This window comes from Flaviramulus aquimarinus (assembly GCF_039543205.1).
Classification (GTDB): Bacteria; Bacteroidota; Bacteroidia; order Flavobacteriales; family Flavobacteriaceae; genus Flaviramulus_B; species Flaviramulus_B aquimarinus.
In genome coordinates this window covers 1,352,802-1,372,887 of record NZ_BAABJH010000001.1, presented here as the reverse complement: position 1 = coordinate 1,372,887, position 20,086 = coordinate 1,352,802, and the positions used below count along the sequence as shown (strand labels likewise).

Here is a 20,086-nt window from a genome sequence, read left to right as displayed (position 1 = left end):
TTTATAGGTTATTTATTGTCCATGAAGCGTAGTACTGAGCGCCTATTAAACCTGTACCAACAGCAGTAAAATACTCGTCAGCTAAAAGGTTAGCCGCACCTAACTTAAATGTAGATTTTAGACTAGGAACTTTATAATTAATTTGAGCATCTACAACATGGTAGGCAGGAACAGCACCAGTTGCAAAGGTGGCTTCCCAAACATAATCATCACTCCATCTCCAAGCAACATTAAAACCAAAATTTTCAAAAAGATTAGTGTTTCCAAAAGAGGCTTTTAATTTATGTTCTGGTGTATTAAAATTAGTTTGGGTATTAGGATTTGCTGCTTTATCAAAATCTAGTTTTGCATAGGTGTAATTCATACCCAAATCAAAATTACCAAAAACTTTAGTGGTTACAGCTAGTGCAGCACCATAAGAATTAACATCGGCGTCAGTATTTGTATAGGCACGATACGCTTGAAAATCTTCATTGGCAAGCGCTATAACTGCAAGAGGGAGACCATTTGCTGGAAATGTTTGGGTTAATCCAACATCGCCATAAAAAGGATTAACAACATCTTGTGTAGCAAGAAAATCTTTGTATTGATTAAAATAACCACTAACATCTATAATTACCTTGTTTAGTTTACCTCTATACCCTAACTCAAAAGAACTTACCTGCTCAGGTTTTACTAAATTTGGATTTGCTATTTGTAAGTCTGCTGGGTTTTGAGAAGCCGAAAAATCTACAACCGAAGTGCTCGTAAATGAATTATTATAAGCACCAGTACCGTCATAATTTAAACTCGATGCTCCTATAATTGCTGAACCAGTAGCCGAAAGGGGATTAGTAATACTAGTAGTTGAAGCTACTCTTAAATCTCTTTCGGGATTATCAGCAGCACTACCTAATAAAATTATAGGACCTACATTAAATCCAATATATAAGGCTTGAGTATCTGGATTTCTAAAGCCAGTTTGAAAAGACGCTCTGATGTTATGATTATTATTTTCGCCTAGATTATATCCAAGAGAAATTCTCGGGGAAAAGAAAGCATCGAATAACTCTGATTTATCGTAACGTATAGATGCTGTTAGTTTTAAACGATCATCTTCTAAAAATTTCTTTTGAAGTTGAGTATAGAAACCAAGTTCCGAATAAGGAATTTCTCCGAATTTATCGGTATAAATAGATCCAAATGAATTTAATATGTATTGTCTGTAAGAACCACCAACTTGAATTTCTGCAAAATCAATTAAATGGCTAAAATTATAATTTGCATCTGAATGATAAATTTTAGATTCATCTCTAAATTTACTCCCTGTTAATACATCGGGGTCGTTAATTACTGTATTAAAAGCGTTTTGAAACTCTGGTGTATCAGGCTCAAAACGTCCAGTATCGGCCGCCCCTCTTGCTGCAGCATGTGCTTGATCACCATTTAATCCAGCTAAAGTACCCTGAATAAAAGCACCAGCATATTCACCAAACCAAATATCGTCTGCTTTCCATTGTCTATTTATATTTACCCCAGTAAATACCATATCATAAGAATCACCAGCATTATCTGCAGTTACATAGCCTCTAACGAAAAAGTTGTCATTTTTTATTTCCAGTTTATGCTGCGATAAAAAGAAATTTTTAATGGAATATCTATTAGATCCTTGGTAAATGGTAGATCCAGAACCTATTTTACCAACATATTGAATTTCGAAATCATTTTCCCAAGGTCGGAAATACAAACCCCAATCTGCTTTAATACTTTTAGCATCATAATCCGTTAAGTCAGCTTCATCATAACCTGTTCTACTTACATCAACATCAGGAATTAAATTAGCAACTGCAGGATTTATCCCTGCATCTGCTAAACCTTGTAGAAAAGTAGGACTGCTTTTAACTCGACTTAAGTTAGTAGAAACTAATTCACCATAAGTATTAATACCGTTATAATTTATATCGTTTTCTCGTGTACTACTAGTATCAACAAATCCGTTATCATCTATACCAGCGGTATTATTGGCAACCCAATCTGTACCTTGTAAATAGCTGAAATTAACTTTTGCTGCAAATTTTTCATTGAATTTATAGGCGGCACGAATACCATAATCTTTATAATCATTATTACCAGCAGCTTCTTGAGAAGTTACACCCTGCTTATAGTAAGCACTAATCCCAGGATGATCAAAAGGGTTTTTACTACGCATGAATAAGATTCCATTAAATGCATTGGCTCCATATAAAGCAGAAGCAGCACCGGGTAATAATTCAACGCTTAGCACATCGGTCTCAATCATACCCAATAAATTACCTAGCGGGAAATTAAGAGCTGGAGCAGCATTATCCATACCATCTACCAATTGCATAAAACGTGTATTTTGAAAAGTTGCAAAACCTCTAGTATTAATAGATTTAAATGTTAAACTATTGGTATTTATATCTACGCCTTTAAGATTTTCTAAGCCATCATAAAAATCGGCAGATGCTGTGTTTTTTATTTCTTTAAGCCCAAAACGTTCTACCGTTACAGGCGATTCAAAAATACGCTCTGGTGTTCTGGATGCTGAAATAACAACTTCATCTAGTGATGTGCCTTCTTTTAAAATAAAATTGATTTTTTGGTTTTTTGATGTAACCTCTTCTGTAACGGTATCAAAACCAACGCTACTTGCTTGAACAGAAAATGGTGGATCTTGATTAAAAGTAAGTGAAAAATTACCATCAAAATCTGAGACAGTACCAGTTGAAGTTCCTAAAACGATAATGTTAGCTCCTGGAATGGGCTGACCATTATCATCTACAACTGAACCGGAAATTGTTGTTTGGGAATACGTTATACCACAAAATAGCAACAATAAATAGGGGAGAATTGTTTTCATTTAGTTTATTGAGTTAAATTATTAAATTAGCAATATATGTATATAATACAGAATTTCCTGATAAAAATAAAAAAAAATTATGCATGCATAGTAAAATTTAACAAAAATCACCCTAATTTATTATTAGATGTTCAAAAAAGGGGCACTAAAAACGAGAATTGGCATGATTTATAATAAATCATGCCAATTCTCGTTTTTATATAAATTACTGTGAAGAAATATTATTCTACCGTAACCGATTTTGCCAAATTACGAGGCTGGTCTACATTTTTATCAAGCATTACTGCTATATGATAGGATAATAACTGTAGCGGGATAGTGGTTAGTAACGGCGAAAGTGATTCTAAAGTTTCTGGAACTTCAATAACATGATCTGCTAGAGCTTTAACTTGCGTATCCCCTTCTGTAACAATACCTATAATTTTTCCTTTTCTAGATTTTATTTCTTGGATATTGCTGACTACTTTCTCATAATGCCCTTTTTTAGTGGCTATAACCACAATTGGCATGTTTTCATCTATTAAAGCAATTGGCCCATGTTTCATTTCGGCTGCTGGATAACCTTCAGCATGTATATATGAAATCTCTTTTAATTTAAGTGCACCTTCTAAAGCTACTGGGAAATTGTATCCTCTTCCTAAATACAAGAAATTATTAACATCTTTATATACATTGGAAATGGTTTTAATAAGTTCATCGGACTCTAATGATTTTTCAACTTTCTTAGGAATCATTTCTAATTCTAATAAATGCTGACGGAAATCAGAACTGCTAATAGTACCTTTTGCTCTAGCCAATCTTAGGGCTATTAATGTTAATACCGTAATTTGAGTTGTAAATGCCTTTGTTGATGCTACTCCTATTTCTGGTCCAGCATGTGTGTATGCACCCGCATCAGATTCTCTTGCAATAGATGAGCCTACAACGTTACAAACCCCAAATACAAAGGCGCCTTTAGATTTTGCTAATTTAATAGCGGCTAAAGTATCGGCAGTTTCACCAGATTGCGAAATGGCAATAAGCACATCGTTTTCTGTAATTATAGGATTGCGATACCTAAACTCTGAAGCGTATTCAACCTCTACAGGAATTCTTGCTAAATCTTCAAATATATATTCGGCTACTAAACCTGCATGCCATGAAGTACCACATGCAACAATAATAATACGATCGGCATTAAGAAACTTTTTCATGTTATCTTCAATACCTGCCATTTTTATAATAGCTTCTTTTCGAAGTAATCTTCCTCTATAAGTGTCTTTTATTGCTTTTGGTTGTTCGTGTATTTCTTTAAGCATGAAATGTTCGTAACCACCTTTTTCAATTTGCTCTAAATTAATTTGAAGTTCTTGTACATAGGTATCGACTAAAGAATCATCTAGTATTTTTCTGATTTTGATCCCTTTATGGAACCTAATAACGGCCATTTCTTCATCTTCTAAATACACAGCATTTTTGGTGTATTCTAGAAAAGGCGAGGCATCACTTGCAATAAAAAACTCATCTTCATTTTCGCCAATACCGATGGCTAATGGACTTCCTAAACGGGCAACAACAACTTCTTCTGGCTTGCTTTTATCAAAAACAGCAATGGCGTAGGCACCAATGACTTGATTAAGTGCAATTTGTACGGCTTTACCCAGTTTTACATTTTCTTGTTTTTTTACATCTTCAATTAAATTAATAAGAACTTCAGTATCAGTATCAGATTTAAATGTATAGCCTCTGGTAATTAATTCTTGTTTAAGTGACTCGTAATTTTCTATAATACCATTATGAATAATGACTAACTCTCCAGAGTTTGAAACATGTGGGTGTGAATTTACATCATTTGGCACACCATGGGTAGCCCAGCGTGTATGGCCAATACCTACATTTCCGGTTTTTGTGATTTCTTTATTGGAGCGATCTTCTAAATCGGCTACTTTTCCTTTGGTTTTAGAGACTTTAAGGTCTGTGCCATCAAAAAGTGCAATTCCTGCACTATCGTATCCTCTATATTCTAATCGTTTAAGACCTTCAATTATAATTGGGTAAGCATCTCTGGGGCCAATATATCCTACAATTCCACACATATTCTTTTAATTTAATTTTTGGGGTTTTAATTCATAGCAAATATGTGAAATAAAAGCTAATGAATGGCAATTATTATGTGAATTCCTTGTTTTATACGATGAAATTTAATTTTTATTAATGAAAATTAAATTTCATCGTATAAATGACACTAAATAGCTGATTTTAATTAGGTTCTGTAAAAAATACTTTTAACCTTAATTTTTTATCTTCATTACTTGAATTACTACCATGTAAAATAGTGCCTCGTGGAGTTATTATGGCTGCAGCTGGTATTCCAGTAACCTCGTCTGGGCTATTTAAAATTTCTGCATTATTGGTTAAATTGACATTTGTAGACAATACTAATCCAATTTTTGTATTGGTAGAATCCCTTAATAAAATATTATTTAAGTGTTCTGTTATGCGTATTTTATATTTTCCGGCTGTTGGAGAAATACTGTCTCTGAAACTTAAACTAACTGTCTTGGAGATAACTGCATTTTGGGTGTTATCGGTTTGGTCTATTTGATAGTCAAAAGTAGATGCATTGTTATCAATGTCGTAAGCGTAAATACGATCGTATTTATGATATGAATCCCCGTTTTCGGCTACAGGGTTTGTTAACATCCCATCATCTTCATAAATCTCTAAATGGGCTTCATTAATAAGTTTTTTTAATATAAAATTACCTGAAGTATTGTCTGTAATGTAGTCTCCGCTATCATCTGTTTGCCTGTATGCCCTTAAAAAAGCTTCTAAACCAACATCATCTTTTCCAAACAAATCAACCACAGCCATAGAGCCGTCAGCGCCTTTTAAATAAAGTGTTTCATCTCCTAAGTCCTTATTAGGAGTTGTTGGAAATGTAACCTTATTATAATCATTAATAAAGGTGTTAAGCCTATTTCCTGAAAAAGTTAAGGTGTATGTCGATTCGGTTCTATCATCTATTTCTCCGGATGTATAATGAATAATAATGTTCGCGTTTGAAGTAGCTAAATTTACTAAAAACATATTGCCATCATTAGCAACAGCTTCTTCAACTTTAAAGTAAAGACCTCTAAAGTAATTTTTAAAGTTATTTGAATTACTTAGTTCTGGATCGTCTTGTTTATCTAGAATAGCAGTTTTCCAAAAATCATTGTTTTCTATAACAACCCTTAATGCAGGTACAGATCTTGCTTCAGTTTCATCATCACCTGTGCCTGTTGTAGTTACAATAGCATCGGCACTCGGTTTAAATACGTGTTCGAGAATCTTTTCACCGATATGCTCATCAAAATTAATGGTATTAGAGCCACTAATTGCAGAGTTTTCATTACTATCAGTATTCGTATAGTAGTTTTGTGCACTATTATTTGTTGTGTTTGGATCAAAATCTCTTAAAAAAAAGTTGTTTTGATAAACTGTGAGTTTAATTTCAGCATCAGGATTTCCATATATAGAGTCTAAAGCATAAGTTGTGTTTCCATTTTCATCAACATCTATTGCTCTACTATAATATGGGATGCTCAAAACCACTTCATCAATTACTGGATTTACACCAAAATCTGGGCTAAAAGTCGTTGGTATTACTTGTGTAATAATACTAGCTGTAGTTAGTCCGTAATCAGGGTCATTATAAATACCAAGTAAGTTGCCTGCCAAATTATTAACTTGTAATGAACTTAATTTTCTGTTGTAAGCAGAAATAGAAATAGTGTCTATACCTGTTGAGAAATTTGAATTTCCTTTTCCAAGAACATCGCTGTCAATGGCATTAAAGTCTCTATCGCATGCTATAAAAGATACGATAATAAGTAGGAAAACAAAAGAAGGTTTAAGGGCTTTAATCGTCTTTTTCATATATATTGAATGAATATAATGGTTTAGCCTAAAACGGTATTATTAAAAAATGTTGTGTAAGCTTCACCAAATTCATCTTTACTTTTATATTCTAAAATAGGTTTGTCTGAAGCTTTTAAATAGGCGTCTAAGTCATCAGGAATGTTTTCAGACCCAACAATTAGCGCGTCAGAATAATCAATAGCAACTTTCATTAAGTTGTTATATGATGGTTCTTCAAGTGTTTTAATAGCATCTTCGTTAATATTGTCAAATTTAATCTTATTAACCATATCTTTATTTAACGTATTGTTAAAACTTTGATTGTAAATAGAAGTTACAATTTTGCTTTCGTTAAATAAAGGCTCATCTTTATAATATTCTTTAAGATATATAGGTAGTAATGAGGCCAACCAACCATGAACATGAATAATATCTGGCGACCAATTTAATTTCTTTACAGTTTCAATTACGCCTTTCGCAAAGAAAATAGCACGTTCGTCATTATCAGAAAATAATTTACCATCTTCATCGGTTAATGTAGCTTTTCTTTTAAAATATTCATCGTTATCAATAAAGTATACTTGAATACGCTCTTTTGGTATAGAGGCTACTTTTATAATAAGAGGCATATCTAAGTCATTTATAACTAAATTTATACCGGAAAGTCTTATAACTTCATGCAATTGATGTCTTCGTTCATTAATATTGCCGTATCGGGGCATGAAGATTCTTATTTGCCCACCTTGTTGATTCACCAATCGTGGCGCTTCAAAAGATGCTGACGAAATTTCAGTTTCAGGTAAATAAGGTACTACTTCAGATGATACATATAATATCCTCTTATCTTTCATATGTTTATTTTTGTTGACTTAACATCATTAGAAATTATTGACTTCTTTTTAAAGAGAGATTTTGAAAAACTTGTGCTGAATACGCTTCTGCTTAATAAAATTCAAAATAAAAAACACGCAAAAGTACAAAATTTTATGCAAATTGGTTGTAAAATCTTAAGTTTGCACGCGTTAATTTTTTATTAAAAAGTGGAAGTTTACTCAGAAAAACAACAAATTACAGCTGTTATAGATGCTTTAAAAGCAAAAAACCTAACATTAGGGTTAGTGCCTACTATGGGTGCTTTACATGAAGGCCATTTGCAATTGGTTAAAAAAGCATTGACTGACAACGATAAAGTAGTTGTTAGTATTTTTGTAAATCCAACACAGTTTGATAATAATGAGGACTTGGATAAATACCCAAGGACTTTAGAAAAAGATGTTGAGTTATTAAAAACGGTAAGCAAGAATAATATTTTAGTTTACGCACCGACGGTTGATGATATGTATGAAGGAAAAACGGTTTCTAAAAATTTTGACTTTGATGGCTTGGAGTTTGAAATGGAAGGTAGATTTCGTAACGGTCATTTTGATGGAGTAGGTACTATTGTAAAACGTTTTTTTGAGATTGTAAAACCACATCGGGCTTATTTTGGAGAAAAAGATTTTCAGCAGTTAGCCATAATTAAAAAACTAGTTAAAAAACATCATATTCCTGTAACTATTGTAGGTTGCAAAATACATCGTGAAGCGAATGGTTTAGCGATGAGTTCTCGTAATACAAGATTGAAACCAGCATATAAAAAAGCAGCACCTTTTATTTATAAAACTTTAAAAACTGCCAAACAACATTTTGGCACAAAAAGTGCTAATAAAGTTGTGGAATGGGTTGTGAAACAGTTTGCTAATCATGATTTGTTAGAATTAGAATATATTATTATTGCAGATACTGAAACCCTAAAGCCAGTTAAACGAAAATCAAACAAAAAATCATATAGAGCATTTATTGCCGTATATGCAGATGATATTAGACTCATTGATAATATCGCACTAAATTAATTATCTTTGCCACATGCAAATTCAAGTAGTAAAATCTAAAATTCATAGAGTTAAATGCACGGGTGCAGAACTTAACTATATAGGTAGTATAACAATTGATGAGAACTTAATGGAGGCCGCCAATATTATACAAGGTGAAAAAGTTCAAATTGTTAATAATGACAATGGCGAACGCTTAGAAACGTACTGTATTCCAGGGCCACGCAATAGTGGCGAAATTACCTTAAATGGTGCTGCAGCCAGAAAAGTTTCTGTAGGCGACACCTTAATTTTAATAACTTATGCATTTATGGCTATAGAAGAAGCCAAGGGGTTTAAACCCGCATTGGTATTTCCAGATGAAGCCACAAACTTGTTAAAATAGACTTTTGGATTTAAAACTGAAAAATATACTAAAGATTACGCTCCCATTATTACTGGGAGTTTTTTTGGTCTGGTATTCACTATCACAAATTTCAATAGAAGAACTTGTAAAGTATTTTAAAAAGGCAGATTACAAGTATATCGTATTAGGAATGTTTTTTGGTTTATTAAGTCATCTGTCAAGAGCTTACCGTTGGCAGTTTCAGTTAGAACCAATGGGCTATAAAATAAAATTGGGCAACAGTATAATGGCCGTTTTTGCTACCTATTTAATAAATTATACCATTCCAAGAGCTGGCGAAGTTGCAAGGGCTTCCATATTAACAAATTACGAAGGTGTTCCTTTTGAAAAAGGTTTTGGTACCATTGTAGCCGAACGTATTGCAGATATGATTGTTATGTTAGGTATTATAGCTGTTACACTTTTTTTACAGTTTGATTTTATATATGATTTTTTAGTAGAAAAATTTGACCCCATCAAAATAGGGATTGCTCTAGTAGGTTTAATTATTTTAATTATTTTCTTTTTAAGATTTATAAAAAAAAGCCCTTCTAAAATTGCTATAAAAATTAAAGATTTTGTAGGTGGTTTAGTAGAAGGCGCTCTAAGTATTTTTAAGATGAAAAAGAAATGGGCCTTTATTTTTCATACCCTTTTTATTTGGGCCATGTATGTGCTTATGTTTTATGTTACAACATTTTCTCTTGAAGAAATGCACGATATTCCTTTTGCAGCAGTTTTAATTGGATTTATAGCTGCTAGTTTTAGCATTGCTGCCACAAACGGAGGTATTGGCTCTTATCCAGAGGCCATAGTACTCGTGTTTACATCCTTGTTTTTTATTCCCGAAGACCCTAGTCGTGCATTTGGATGGATTGTTTGGTCTTCGCAAACTTTACTTATTGTTGTTTTTGGAGGATTATCACTTATTTATTTACCCATTTTCAATAGAAAAAAGGCTGTTTAAAAAATTTATCTGGCATTAAAACTTTGCTTTTAATCTCTGCGTTAATTCATTACCTTGCCACTATCAAAATTTCAAAATCATTTATTTAAAATGAAGCACTTACTTACCGTTTTATTAGCTTTAATTACTATACACTTTACTAAAGCCCAAGTTAAATATGAAACCATTGAGTCTTCAAAATTAGGAGAAGAACGTCAATTAAAAATTCAATTGCCTAGAGGTTATAATTCCAATGAAGATAAAAGCTATCCCCTTTTTATTGTTCTTGATGGCGATTATATGTTTGAAGCAGTAGCTGGAAATGTAGATTATTATTCCTATTGGGAAGATATGCCAGAGGCTATTGTTGTAGGCGTTAATCAATTAGATAAACGTTTTGATGATTGTATGTACTCCGAGCAAAACTCACTTCCAATAGAAACAGGTGCTGCATTTTTTGAGTTTATCGGTATAGAATTAATCCCATATATTGAAAAAACATATAGAACAGGTAATTTTAAAATTGCAGTAGGTCATGGAGAAACTGCAAACTTTATTAATTATTATTTATTAAAATCAAATCCAATGTTTCAGGGCTATATAGCGGTTAGTCCCGAATTAGCGCCTAATATGATAGACTATCTTCCAGAAGCATTAAGCAAGGTAGAATCTAAAATATATTACTATTTAGCGAATACAACTAATGATGGATCTTCAATAAAGAAAATGACTAATGTATTAAGTACTGATATTTCTGCTTTAGAAAATGAAAACCTGAAATTCGATTTTGATAGTTTTGAAGGACCTTCACATTATTCAGTCCCTACTCATGCTATTCCAAATGCTATAGAAGGTATGTTTCAGGTGTTCCAACCCATTTCAAAAAAAGAATATAAAGATACTATTCTTGAGTTAGAAATATCGCCCGTACTTTACCTTCAAGAAAAATACCAAGCCATTTCTGATTTGTTTGGTGTGGATAAACAGATATTAATTAACGATTTTAAAGCCATATCCGCAGCTATCGAAAAAAACGAATTGTATGAGTATTATGAAGAACTCGGTAAAATGGCAAGAAAAGCATATCCAGAAACACTTTTGGGAACCTATTATATAGCTCGTTTTCACGAAGAAACAGGAGATCCTAAAAAAGCTATGCGTACCTATCAATCGGCATATACCCTAGAAGAAATAGCAGGGCTTACAAAAGATTTAATGTTAGAAAAAGCAGATTTAATTAAAGAAGATTTCGGATACTAATAATGGCAAAAGTAAAAACCACTTTTTTTTGCCAGAATTGTGGCACCCAATATGCTAAATGGCAAGGCCAATGTAATGCCTGCAAAGAATGGAATACCATTGTTGAAGAAGTCATTCAAAAACCCGAAAAAAACGATTGGAAATCACCAACATCAACTATTAAAAAGGCATCAATTCCGTTACGGATTAATGAGATTGACACCTCTAAAGAGCCCCGTTTAGATACGTATGATGCCGAATTTAATCGTGTTTTAGGTGGCGGTATTGTACCAGGATCATTAACACTTTTAGGTGGTGAGCCTGGAATAGGAAAAAGTACATTGCTACTCCAGATTTCATTAAAATTGCCCTATAAAACCTTGTATGTTTCTGGAGAAGAAAGTCAGAAACAAATAAAAATGCGCGCAGAACGCATCAATCCAGAAAATAACAATTGCTATATACTAACAGAAACCAAAACTCAAAATATCTTCAAGCAAATTGAGGCTTTAGAACCTGATATTGTTATAATTGACTCTATACAAACTTTACATAGTGATTATATCGAATCCTCTTCCGGAAGTATTTCACAAATAAAAGAATGTACCACGGAGCTTATAAAATTTGCTAAAGAAACTGCAACGCCGGTTTTATTAATTGGACATATTACCAAAGATGGAAATATTGCAGGGCCCAAAATTTTAGAACATATGGTCGATACCGTTTTACAGTTTGAAGGCGACCGCAATCATGTGTTTAGAATTTTAAGAGCCCATAAAAATCGTTTTGGTTCTACCAACGAATTAGGGATATATGAAATGCAAGGTTCAGGCTTAAGAGAAGTTTCCAATCCATCAGAAATTTTAATTTCCAAAAAAGACGAAGAGTTATCAGGTAATGCTATTGCAGCAACTTTAGAAGGGATGCGTCCGTTAATGATTGAAGTGCAAGCCTTGGTAAGCACAGCAGTTTACGGCACACCACAGCGTTCTGCAACAGGGTTTAATGCCAAACGACTTAATATGTTGTTAGCTGTTTTAGAAAAACGTGCAGGTTTTAGATTAGGAGCAAAAGATGTGTTTTTAAACATTACAGGAGGTATTACGGTAGATGATCCTGCAATAGATTTAGCAGTGGTAGCATCAATATTGTCATCAAATGAAGATATAGCATTACAAAAAGATTTTTGTTTTGCTGCTGAGGTTGGACTTTCTGGTGAAATCCGTCCAGTACAGCGTATCGAGCAACGTATTTTAGAAGCTGAAAAATTAGGATTTTCAACCATTTTCGCATCTAAATACAATAAGATTTCACTTAAAAACACCGTTATTAAAGTTCAATTAATTTCTAAGATTGAAGATTTGGTTGGGTTTGTGGTTTAGCATTATTGCGAACATATTAAAGCCATCTCATAAATAGAACTAAAAATTAAAAGATTGCTTCAGTCATTCTTACCTTGTAATACCATTAAATTAATAGAGTAAGGAGACTTCTTTTTTCTCAAAATTCCTTAAATTCGCGAACTTATAAGAATCAACACTAAATGAGCGCTAAATTTCCTGAATATAAAGGACTTGACTTACCAAATGTAGCAAAAGAGGTACTACAGTATTGGGAGGATAACAACATCTTTGAAAAAAGTGTATCAACAAGAGAAGGTAATCCATCGTATGTGTTTTATGAAGGACCGCCTTCTGCAAACGGACTGCCAGGAGTACACCACGTTTTAGCACGAGCTATTAAAGATATTTTTCCACGTTATAAAACCATGAAAGGCTACCAAGTAAAGCGTAAAGCAGGTTGGGATACACATGGTTTACCCATAGAGTTAGGCGTTGAAAAAGAATTAGGAATTACAAAAGAAGATATAGGAAAAACCATTTCAGTTGAAGATTATAACGCAGCTTGCCGAAAAGCAGTGATGCGCTATACCGATGTTTGGAATGATCTGACTCAAAAAATGGGTTATTGGGTAGATATGGATGATCCGTATATTACTTATGAGCCTAAATACATGGAGTCAGTTTGGTGGTTGTTAAAGCAGATTTATAATAAAAGTTTGCTATATAAAGGCTATACTATTCAGCCTTATTCACCAAAAGCAGGAACAGGTTTAAGCTCGCATGAGTTGAATCAACCAGGGACCTATCAAGATGTTACAGATACCACTGTGGTGGCACAGTTTAAAGCAAATAAAGATTCATTGCCAGGTTTTTTACAGAACAAAGGTGATATTTATTTTTTAGCATGGACAACAACACCTTGGACATTACCTAGTAACACAGCATTAACCGTTGGGCCAAAAATTGATTATGTTTTAGTTGAAACCTATAATCAATACACATTCAAACCGATGAATGTGGTGTTGGGAAAACCTTTAGTAGCAAAACAATTTTCTGGAAAATTTGTTCAAGTTAAAGAGCAATCAGAGTTGTTAAGCTATAAATCAGGAGATAAAAAAATTCCATTTCATGTTGTTAAAGAATTTAAAGGAAAAGATTTAGTAGGTATCACTTACGAGCAACTTTTACCTTACGCCACACCCAATGATAATCCAGAAAATGCATTTAGGATTATTTCTGGAGATTTTGTAACCACTGAAGATGGAACAGGAATTGTACATACCGCACCAACTTTTGGGGCAGATGATGCCTTGGTAGCAAAACAAGCCAAACCAGAAATCCCACCAATGTTAGTAAAAGATGATAATGGAAATTTAGTCCCATTGGTAGATTTACAAGGACGCTTTCGCCCAGAAATGGGAGAATATGCAGGCAAGTATGTTAAAAATGAATATTATAATGAAGGAGAAGCTCCAGAACGTTCAGTAGATGTTGAACTTGCGATTAAATTAAAAGAAGAAAATAAAGCCTTTAAGGTTGAAAAATATAAGCACAGTTATCCAAACTGTTGGAGAACTGATAAGCCAATTTTGTATTATCCATTAGACTCTTGGTTTATTAAAGTAACTGATGTTAAGGATAGAATGCACGAGTTAAACTCAAGCATTAACTGGAAACCTAAAAGCACAGGAGAAGGACGTTTTGGAAACTGGTTAGCAAATGCTAACGATTGGAATTTATCGCGTTCACGTTATTGGGGTATTCCGTTGCCCATTTGGAGAACAGAAGATGGTAAAGAAGAAATCTGTATTGGTTCCGTTGAAGAGCTTAAAAATGAGATGTCCAAAGCTGTTTCAGCTGGAGTTTTAACACAGGATATTTTTGCGGATTTTGAAGTTGGAAATAATTCCGAAGACAACTATGCAAAAATTGATTTGCATAAAAATATAGTTGATGAGATTGTTCTGATATCGGCATCAGGTCAAAAAATGTTTCGCGAAAGCGATTTAATAGATGTTTGGTTCGATTCTGGTTCAATGCCTTATGCACAATGGCATTACCCATTTGAAAATCAAGATTTAATAGATAAAGGCACAACATATCCAGCCGATTTTATTGCCGAAGGTGTAGACCAAACAAGAGGATGGTTCTATACGCTTCATGCTATAGCAACTATGGTTTTTGATTCGGTAGCCTATAAAAATGTAGTGTCTAACGGATTGGTATTAGATAAAAATGGACAAAAAATGTCCAAACGTTTAGGAAATGCAGCTGACCCCTTTGAGACTTTAGGAAATTATGGCGCCGATGCCACACGTTGGTACATGATTAGTAACGCAAACCCTTGGGATAATTTAAAATTCGATTTAGAGGGAATAGAAGAAGTAAAGCGTAAGTTTTTCGGAACACTTTACAACACCTATTCATTCTTTCAGTTATATGCCAATCTGGATAATTTTAATTATAGTGAAGCCAATATTCCTGTAAAAGAAAGACCAGAAATAGACCGTTGGATACTTTCAGAATTGCACACATTAATTAAAAAAGCAGATAGTTTTTATGCAGATTACGAGCCTACAAAAGCTGCTAGAGCCATTTCAGATTTTACACAAGATTATGTAAGTAACTGGTTTGTACGTTTAAGTAGAAGACGTTTCTGGAAAGGTGATTACCAACAAGATAAAATTTCGGCTTATCAAACACTCTATACCTGCATGCTAACCATTGCAAAATTGGGGGCGCCAATTGCACCTTTCTTTATGGATAAGTTGTATTTAGATTTAAATGCAGTGACCAAAAAAGAAACTTTTGAAAGTGTGCATTTAGCAGATTTTCCAATTTTTGATGAAACCTATGTAGATAAACGTTTAGAGCGTAAAATGGAAAGTGCACAAACCATATCATCCTTAGTCTTATCATTAAGAGCCAAAGAAAAGATAAAAGTACGTCAGCCACTTCAAAAAATTATGATTCCAGTTGATAGTAAGCAACAAAAAGAAGAGCTTTTAGCCGTTTCAGAGTTAATAAAACATGAAGTTAATGTTAAAGATGTTGAACTTATAGATGATGCTTCCGATATTTTGGTAAAACAAATAAAGCCTAATTTTAAAGCACTTGGGCCACGTTTTGGAAAGGATATGAAGGCTATTGCCAATGCCGTAATTAACTTTACAGCAGAAGATATTAACAAAATAGAACAAAATGGCAATTTAGACGTTGAAGTGAACGGAAAAAATATTAATTTAGAACGCACAGATGTAGAAATCACTTCTCAAGATATAGAAGGGTGGCTAGTTGCAAATGAAGGTGCATTAACGGTAGCTTTAGATGTAACTATTACAGATCATTTACGAAAAGAAGGAATTGCTAGAGAGTTAATCAACAGAATTCAGAACTTACGTAAAGATTCAGGTTTTGAAGTTACAGATAAAATAGATGTAACGTTTCAGAAAGATGCAGACATCGTCAAGGCTATAGACGCTAATATGGCGTATATTAAGTCAGAAACATTAACAAACGAATTAGAAATTATAGATAAATTAGAAGACGGTATAGAAATTGCTTTCGATGATGTAAATACTAAATTATTTATCCAAAAACATTAAAATTATGGCAGAGAATAGTGTAAGATATCCAGATGCTGATTTAGCCGAGTTTAAAGAGCTAATAGCAGAAAAAATAGAAAAAGCACAACACGATTTAGAACTTATAAAAAGTGCCTATATGAATGATCATAATAATGGCACAGAAGATACATCGCCTACGTTTAAGGCTTTTGATGAAGGAAGTGCTGTTATGAGTAAAGAATCCAATTCGCAATTAGCCATTCGTCAGGAAAAATTTATCCGTGACTTAAAAAATGCATTGATTAGAATTGAAAACAAGACTTATGGTGTATGCCGTGTAACAGGAAAACTAATAAATAAAGAGCGTTTAAAGTTAGTACCACATGCAACATTAAGCATTGAAGCAAAAAACATGCAATAATTTTATTATAAATTATATATTTGAAACGTCTCAAAAATATTGAGACGTTTTTTTATTTATATATTTTGTCATTCCTGCGAAGTTGGAATCTAATCAATAACACATGTCATTAAAAAAAGCCATTGCCTTAATCATAACGATTTTACTAATCGATCAGATTAGTAAAATATATATAAAAACCCATTTTACCTTACACGAAAGTGTTGAAGTTTTCAGTTGGTTTAAAATATATTTTATCGAAAATGATGGTATGGCATGGGGAACAAAAATCAGTGATTTCGTCTCTTTTATTTCAGATAGAACCGCAAAAATAGCCTTAACACTATTTAGGGTTATAGCCATTTTTGGTATTGGATATTGGTTGTATGATGTTGCCAAAAAACAAAGTTCCAAGGTGTTAATATTGGCTGTGGCCTTAATATTTGCAGGAGCCTTAGGGAATATTATAGATTCTGTGTTTTATGGTGTCTTGTTTGATGACAGTATAAATCAAGTAGCGACATTTTTGCCAGAAGCTGGCGGATATGATACCTTGTTACACGGTCGTGTAGTAGATATGTTATACTTTCCTTTATTTGAAGTAGATTTACCAGAATGGTTTCCTTTTTATGGAGGTAAACGCTTTAATTTTTTTGAACCCGTTTTTAATATTGCCGATATGGCAATAAGTACAGGATTTATTATGCTTATTGTTTTTAATAAGAAGGCGTTTTCTAAGGAAGTGAAATAAATTGAAAGGTTGTATTGATGAAAAAAAGGAAAATAATACTAATTCACATTAGTACATTTATTATACTATCAATAGTTTGGCTTTTTTCAGCAGAATCAGTTTTAAGGAAAACAGCACCAGAATTAAATTATGTAGAGATTTGGATAAAATTAGTTATAACGGGAATTATAATATTATTGATTCTAACTGTTATTTCAATATTATTTCTTCTTCTTAAAAAGAAAAAATAATTAAAATTTGCAAACCCGTTCAGCAGTAACACAAAAATCCAACTGAACATCACTTTCAAAAACATCCGTAATGGCATCTTCAGCATCAAAAAAAGAAAGTCCAATTTTAATGGTTTCAGGTTTGCAATCGGTTAAAAACCGATCATAAAACCCTTTACCATAGCCTACACGATGGCCTAGCTTGTCAAAAGCTAACAGCGGTATAAAAACCACTTCAATTTTATCGTTAGAAATTTCAATACCATCAATAGGTTCAGGAATATTATAATTATTTTTCTTAATAACTGTGTTGTCAGTTAAAAGGAAATGAATCATTTCACCAGTTTCAAAATTGCTTTTAGAAATAAGTATGTTTTTGTCTTTACCAGATAGAATATTCAAAATGTAATCGGTATTAACCTCTTTTTGTTCTTCAATAGCTAAAAAAATATGATAAAACGAATAGTCCCAAATAGGAAGTTTTAAGAGCTGGTTAGAAATTGCTAAACTCAAATCGTCAATTTGATTTTCAGACAATGCTTTACGACGTACTTTATATATTTTCCGAAGCTCTTTTTTAGTCATAGATTACCTTTTAAGTTTTGTGGAAATATGAAATAGAGCATCACCTTGATACACAATTGGCGATTCATTTACATTGATGATATAACCCGTGTTTGAAGCTCTTACAAAAAAATTAAACTTACCATAAGGGTCGGTAATATTTCCTAAAACATCATCCTTTTCAACATGAGAGCCAATAGCAATGGAGGCTTTAAACATCCCAGAATATTTGGCACGTAGCCATCTGCTTTCATTTATGAAAACACAATCCTTTTTTGGTTTTGACGATTTAAAACTTGTTTTTAGCATCCCTAAATGTTTTAAAATACGCTTAGAACCATTGACTCCAGAATTCGTTACCATATCATCAATATGAAACGATTTTCCCCCTTCAAAAAGCAATAAAGGTTTGCCTAATTTATAACAGGTTGTTCTAAAAGATTTCGACAAATTTTTAGAGTACAGGACAAAAGGTGCACCAAAGGCCTTAGCTAAGGTATTAAGCTTTCGGTTTTCTTTTAAATAACGAAGTTGCGGTGCATTAAACCTGCCTGAACCACCAGTATGAAAATCGATAATTAAATCGACATGAGGAACAACCTCTTTAATTAACTTATGGGCCACCCTACCAGCCAAAGAGCCCGAAGGCGTGCCTGGAAATACACGATTTAAATCCCTGCCATCAGGAAACTCACGCTTTAAATTTATAAATCCAAAAACGTTAATAACGGGCATACATATAATAGTTCCACATTTAGGCTTGTTAATGCCTTTTGCAATAAGCTGTCTTACAATTTCAACGCCATTAACTTCATCGCCATGAATGCCAGCAGTAAACAAAACTGTTGGCCCTGGTTTTTTGGAACGTTCAATAATAACAGGGACATTTACAGGTGTTGAGGTGTGCAGGTTAGCAACATCAAAATTTACTTCTTTACTTTCACCAGGGTATATTTGTTCGCCTAAAATAGTTAAGGTATCAGTTTTCGTTTTGGACATTTATTTTGCGTTTTTTTCAATAAATCGGATAATGGCTTTGGCAATATTGCGCCCTGTAGCCGTTTCAATGCCTTCTAGACCTGGCGTAGAGTTTACCTCTAATAATAAAGGGCCTCTGCTGGATTGCAGCATATCAACGCCGCAAACAGGGAGTTTTAAAGCGCGAGCTGCATTCATGGCTACTTTAAGTTCATCATGATTAAGTTTTACAATATTTGCAGAGCCACCACGGTGTAAATTTGAACGAAACTCACCTTCCTTTCCTTGACGTTTCATAGCCCCAACAACTTGTCCATTTACAACCAGAGCCCTTAAATCGGCGCCTTTAGCTTCCGCAATGTATTCTTGTACTAATGCCCGTGCTTGCAAACCATTAAAAGCTTCAAGAACAGACTCGGCTGCATTTTTTGTTTCGGCCAAAACAACACCTAAACCCTGAGTACCTTCTAAAAGTTTAATAATTACAGGCGTTCCTCCAACATGCGAAATAACTTTTTCCACATCGCGTGAATAATTAGTGAATACCGTTTTTGGCATTCCAATACCTACTTTTGAAAGTCTTTGAAAGCTTCGTAGTTTATCTCTAGATCGTATAATAGCATCAGAAGTTACGGTAGTAAACACATTCATCATTTCAAACTGACGCACTACAGCACATCCAAAAAAAGTAACGGATGCCCCAATTCTTGGTATAATAGCATCTACATAATCCAAATAGCGATCGTTGTAATATATGGTAGGTTTTTGTTTCTCAATAATAATATCACATTTTAAAGGATCGATAACCTCAATTCGATGACCACGTTTTTCGCCTTCTTCAACCAGTCTTTCAGTAGAGTACAATTGCGGGTTTCTAGATAGAATAACTATATTCATGTTGCATTTTATAAAATTACTTAGTATTAAAGGCTAAAAAGCAAAATGTTAGCTTTAGTGTTTAAAGTTAAGTTAATCTGATATGTTTTACCAAAAATATAACTTCAGATTATAGTTTTTACCATTTATTAAAAAAAAACTTGAATAAAAAGCAGTCTCAAAACATGGTTTTGAGGAATTACCTTTCGGTTAAAA

General features: G+C 33.3%; 15 protein-coding genes. 8 read left to right on the top strand and 7 right to left on the bottom strand.

Annotated features, from left to right (window positions below):
- Nucleotide 1: 1 nt before the first annotated feature.
- The 4 genes from ABD941_RS06395 to ABD941_RS06380 form a co-directional block, all read right to left on the bottom strand.
- Nucleotides 2-2,860, bottom strand: a complete 2,859-nt coding sequence (locus ABD941_RS06395; RefSeq protein ID WP_345273214.1) for a TonB-dependent receptor — start codon at nt 2,858-2,860, stop codon at nt 2-4.
- A 221-nt stretch (nt 2,861-3,081) separates the two neighbouring features.
- Nucleotides 3,082-4,935 carry a glutamine--fructose-6-phosphate transaminase (isomerizing) gene (gene glmS / locus ABD941_RS06390; protein ID WP_345273213.1) on the bottom strand — a complete coding sequence of 618 codons (1,854 nt, stop codon included), beginning with the start codon at nt 4,933-4,935 and terminating at the stop codon, nt 3,082-3,084.
- A gap of 163 nt (nt 4,936-5,098) precedes the next feature.
- Nucleotides 5,099-6,760, bottom strand: a complete 1,662-nt coding sequence (bamH, locus tag ABD941_RS06385) for a BamH family beta-barrel-assembly machinery protein (RefSeq protein WP_345273212.1) — start codon at nt 6,758-6,760, stop codon at nt 5,099-5,101.
- 23 nt (nt 6,761-6,783) lie between these two features.
- Nucleotides 6,784-7,593: a glycogen/starch synthase gene (locus tag ABD941_RS06380; RefSeq protein ID WP_345273210.1), complete on the bottom strand. Its 810-nt coding sequence runs from the start codon at nt 7,591-7,593 to the stop codon at nt 6,784-6,786.
- Between the two features lie 189 nt (nt 7,594-7,782).
- Between ABD941_RS06380 and panC the strand changes: the two genes are divergently transcribed.
- From panC to ABD941_RS06340, 8 genes are all read left to right on the top strand, one after another.
- Nucleotides 7,783-8,634 carry a pantoate--beta-alanine ligase gene (gene panC, locus ABD941_RS06375; RefSeq protein ID WP_345273209.1) on the top strand — a complete coding sequence of 284 codons (852 nt, stop codon included), beginning with the start codon at nt 7,783-7,785 and terminating at the stop codon, nt 8,632-8,634.
- Between the two features lie 13 nt (nt 8,635-8,647).
- The gene (panD, locus tag ABD941_RS06370; RefSeq protein WP_345273208.1) at nt 8,648-8,998 is read left to right on the top strand and encodes an aspartate 1-decarboxylase; all 351 of its coding nucleotides are present in this window, start codon (nt 8,648-8,650) and stop codon (nt 8,996-8,998) included.
- Between the two features lie 4 nt (nt 8,999-9,002).
- Nucleotides 9,003-9,965, top strand: a complete 963-nt coding sequence (locus ABD941_RS06365) for a lysylphosphatidylglycerol synthase transmembrane domain-containing protein (RefSeq protein WP_345273207.1) — start codon at nt 9,003-9,005, stop codon at nt 9,963-9,965.
- A 90-nt stretch (nt 9,966-10,055) separates the two neighbouring features.
- Nucleotides 10,056-11,204: an alpha/beta hydrolase gene (locus ABD941_RS06360; RefSeq protein ID WP_345273206.1), complete on the top strand. Its 1,149-nt coding sequence runs from the start codon at nt 10,056-10,058 to the stop codon at nt 11,202-11,204.
- 2 nt (nt 11,205-11,206) lie between these two features.
- Nucleotides 11,207-12,565 carry a DNA repair protein RadA gene (gene radA / locus ABD941_RS06355; protein ID WP_345273204.1) on the top strand — a complete coding sequence of 453 codons (1,359 nt, stop codon included), beginning with the start codon at nt 11,207-11,209 and terminating at the stop codon, nt 12,563-12,565.
- Between the two features lie 161 nt (nt 12,566-12,726).
- A complete protein-coding gene (gene ileS / locus ABD941_RS06350; RefSeq protein WP_345273203.1) occupies nt 12,727-16,131 on the top strand; it encodes an isoleucine--tRNA ligase in 3,405 nt (1,134 codons plus the stop codon).
- A 4-nt stretch (nt 16,132-16,135) separates the two neighbouring features.
- Complete coding sequence (locus ABD941_RS06345; RefSeq protein WP_345273202.1) at nt 16,136-16,513, top strand: TraR/DksA family transcriptional regulator; 378 nt, start codon at nt 16,136-16,138, stop codon at nt 16,511-16,513.
- 103 nt (nt 16,514-16,616) lie between these two features.
- The gene (locus ABD941_RS06340; RefSeq protein WP_345273201.1) at nt 16,617-17,243 is read left to right on the top strand and encodes a lipoprotein signal peptidase; all 627 of its coding nucleotides are present in this window, start codon (nt 16,617-16,619) and stop codon (nt 17,241-17,243) included.
- A 230-nt stretch (nt 17,244-17,473) separates the two neighbouring features.
- Here ABD941_RS06340 and ABD941_RS06335 read toward each other — a convergent pair whose 3' ends face one another.
- From ABD941_RS06335 to rimK, 3 genes are read right to left on the bottom strand one after another with little or no spacing between them, the layout of a single operon-like run.
- Nucleotides 17,474-18,037, bottom strand: a complete 564-nt coding sequence (locus ABD941_RS06335; protein ID WP_345273200.1) for a 5-formyltetrahydrofolate cyclo-ligase — start codon at nt 18,035-18,037, stop codon at nt 17,474-17,476.
- 3 nt (nt 18,038-18,040) lie between these two features.
- Nucleotides 18,041-19,015: a succinylglutamate desuccinylase/aspartoacylase family protein gene (locus tag ABD941_RS06330; protein ID WP_345273199.1), complete on the bottom strand. Its 975-nt coding sequence runs from the start codon at nt 19,013-19,015 to the stop codon at nt 18,041-18,043.
- Entirely contained in the window at nt 19,016-19,891 is an 876-nt protein-coding gene (gene rimK, locus ABD941_RS06325) for a 30S ribosomal protein S6--L-glutamate ligase (protein WP_345273198.1), read from the bottom strand. It abuts the gene before it with no gap.
- Nucleotides 19,892-20,086: the final 195 nt, after the last annotated feature.